The organism is Paenibacillus humicus NBRC 102415, from assembly GCF_004000905.1.
In the GTDB taxonomy this organism is placed as follows: Bacteria; Bacillota; Bacilli; order Paenibacillales; family Paenibacillaceae; genus Paenibacillus_O; species Paenibacillus_O humicus.
In genome coordinates, this window is record NZ_BIMD01000100.1 from 1 (window position 1) to 2,822 (window position 2,822).

2 protein-coding genes are annotated in these 2,822 nt (G+C 56.3%); both read right to left on the bottom strand.

All coding sequences use genetic code 11. The annotated features are described in order from the left end of the window. Window positions 1-278 (bottom strand): S-layer homology domain-containing protein (locus PHU01S_RS25455; protein WP_164763204.1); only part of this gene is annotated, 278 nt, incomplete at its 3' end. A 165-nt stretch (window positions 279-443) separates the two neighbouring features. Next, window positions 444-2,066 (bottom strand): extracellular solute-binding protein, encoded by a 1,623-nt coding sequence (locus PHU01S_RS25460; protein ID WP_127510487.1) that lies wholly within the window; start codon window positions 2,064-2,066, stop codon window positions 444-446. Window positions 2,067-2,822: the final 756 nt, after the last annotated feature.

A 2,822-nucleotide genomic window follows, 5' to 3' on the forward strand; every position in this document is an offset into this window, starting at 1 on the left:
CCCCCTTTGCCTTTGATTATGCGCAGCTTTTTCATTTCCGCCACTGCGCCTTTCGCCCAGCCCGGAATGTCCTGATCATCTGCAAAGCCAGATGCCCCAGCCGCTCCGTCCGTCTGACCCAAAGCCTTTGCGATCATCGCGGCCATTTCTGCACGAGTGATTTCGCCATTCAGGCGGAAGGAGCCGTCTTCGCAGCCATTGACAACACCCGCTTGCACGGTCTGCGCGATAGATCTTTGCGCCCAGGCGCCGCTCTTCGCCTTGTCGGCGAATGCCAATGCCGCTCCGTCTCCTTGCCGTTTGAGTGACTGCAAATTCCGCGCGCGTCACGGTGCGATCCGGCTTGAACCTACCGCATTATCGGAAAGAAAAGGTCCCAAGGAGTTCATCTCCAAGGGACCGCAGGCATTGCCTTTATATTGCAACGGCAATTGCAATCGATCTTACTGAATGCCCTTTTCGTCAAAGTACTTGTTGGCTTGTTCCTTCACGTAATCCATCACTTGATCGACACCGGCAGCCTTCAGCTGCTTGCGGTACGTTTCAAGCGCTTTGTCCACATTCGGCACCAGACCCATCATGAGCGGCATGCCGTACTGCTGAATGACTTGGTTCACCGCCGCCTGCTGGGATTTCACCGGCTTGTAGTCCATGACGATCGGAGAGAAGATGTTCGGCTTGCTTTCGGCCTTGAATTCCTCGAGCAGCGTCGGGAACTGCTTCCATCCCCCGGCTTGCTCTTCTTTGATCAGGCTCTCGACACGCCAGCCCCAGCTCGTAATGCCGTAGTTCTTGAAGGTTTTGTCGTTTTCCTTGCCCTTTGGAGGCGTAATGACCAGCTTGCCGTCTTCGCTGAGATTGTAGTCCAGGTCCTTGATGCCATAGGTGAGCAGGTCGAAGTATCTCTCATCCGTCCGAATTTTTTCCAGCGCCATCAGCGAGCGCTCCGGATTTTTCGAGCTTTTCGGTATCGCCATCGCGTTGTTGACCGACAGCGTCGGCATCGCATAGTTATGGAAGCGCGTGAACGGGAAATACCCGTACTGGGCCGCTCCTTTGTTCGCCTTCTCGGCATCGACGATGAAGCCTCCCGCGCCGGGAGCGTTGCGCCAGTAAGCCCCGCCCGTGCCCGCCTTGAGGGCATCTCCGGCTTCCTTCTGCGAGGAGAGCGTATCCGAGGTCCAGAAGCCTTTTTCCGACCAGGTCTTCATGCGCTTGACGAATTGCTCGAACTCCGGCGTTTCGGCATAGTTGATAATATCCCGCGGCGTATCATAGGATTTGGCGACGATGACGCCGCTGTCTCCGCCGATCTGCTCGTAGCCTTCATAGGCCTTGAAAAGCGTGAAGACTTCGTTCCAGGCTTTGCCGTTGATCGGCGTGACCTTTTTCTGCGTTTTGACGGCTTCCAGGTAGGCCTCGATCGAATCGAGATCCTTGATCTCCGGCACGTTCAGCTCCTTGCGCCAGTCCTCGCGGTACACGAGCCCGTCAGGCGTATACTCCGGATATGTGCTCGGTACGGCAAAGATTTTTCCTTGAACCGTCGCTTCCGTCCAATCCTGCTTCGGCACGGTTTTCCACGTTTCCGGCATATAGGTCGGGATCAGGTCCGTCAGATCCTTGAACGCGCCTTGGTCCGCGAATTTGTAGTAGTCGGCCCAGGTGGAGGCGAACACCATATCCACCTTCTCTCCGGACGTCAGCAGCAGGTTGTATTTCGTCTGCCAGTCGTTCCAGGTCGTGAAGTTCAGCTTGATCGTGGCGTTGATGTCCTTCTCCAGCATTTTGTTGATTTCTTCCTGCACCTGCGGGCTGTCCTTGTGGCTGTCGCCGAGGACGTACCAGACGAGTTCCACCTTCTTGGACGTGTCGATCTTCCCCGGATCTGCCGATGGAGCGGCTCCGTTGTTCGCTGCAGCCGCGCCATTGGTCGCGGCTCCCTTATTTTCGGCGCTTCCGCTGTTGCCGCTGTTTCCGTTGTTTCCGTTTCCGCTGCATGCCGTCAGCACACCGGCCAGCAGCACCGTCGTCATCGCCAGACCGACTGTTTTCTTTTTGTTCATGATAGACTCCTCCTAGTAAGGTTTTGCAAAATGGCAACCCCGTTCCGTTCTCTTTCTCGTTCCTTGCTCTCTCGTTCTTTGCACTCTCGTTCCTTGCTCTCTCGTTCTTGCTCTTTGCTCTCGTTCTTGTTCTCTCGTTCTTTGCACTCTCGTTCCTTGCTCTCTCGTTCTTGCTCTCTCGTTCTTGCTCTCTCGTTCTTGCTCTTTGCTCTCGTTCTTGCCTGTCTCTTTTATCATCGCGTCTGCTTGCCGGACACAGAAAGAGCCATTCGGCTTGCAGAAGCGACCGCTGACGCTTCTCCATGATCTAGCTCACGTCGCAAGCGCTTTCCAGCTTGCTTTTCAGCCGTTCCATGACGGTCGGTTGCGCCCGTTTCTTCCTCTAGGCGCGGGAGCAGAGCGAGCAGCGCCTTCCTTCTCCGCAACTCAGGAGCGAAGCGAGTTCGATCTTCTCTCCCCCCTTGGTGCGGGAGCGGAGCGAGCAGCGCTTCCCTGCACCTTCAGCGCAAGGGTGGAGCGAGTTGCGCTTCCCTTCTCCAAGCGTGAGAGCGGAGCGAGTTCACGCAATCGGAGGAGTGGGGATTCATTCGCGAGGGGATGGAGCGGGCGGAATAGCTCTGGAAAAGCGTCAGCGGTCGCCTTTGAAGCCGGATTTCCACAGCCGAATGGCTTAGTGGATCGAAGAAATCCGGGTTCAACAGCGATTGGAAGGGCTATCCGCCTGCAGATCCCTGAGCGTGCTTCGGAGCATGCCTG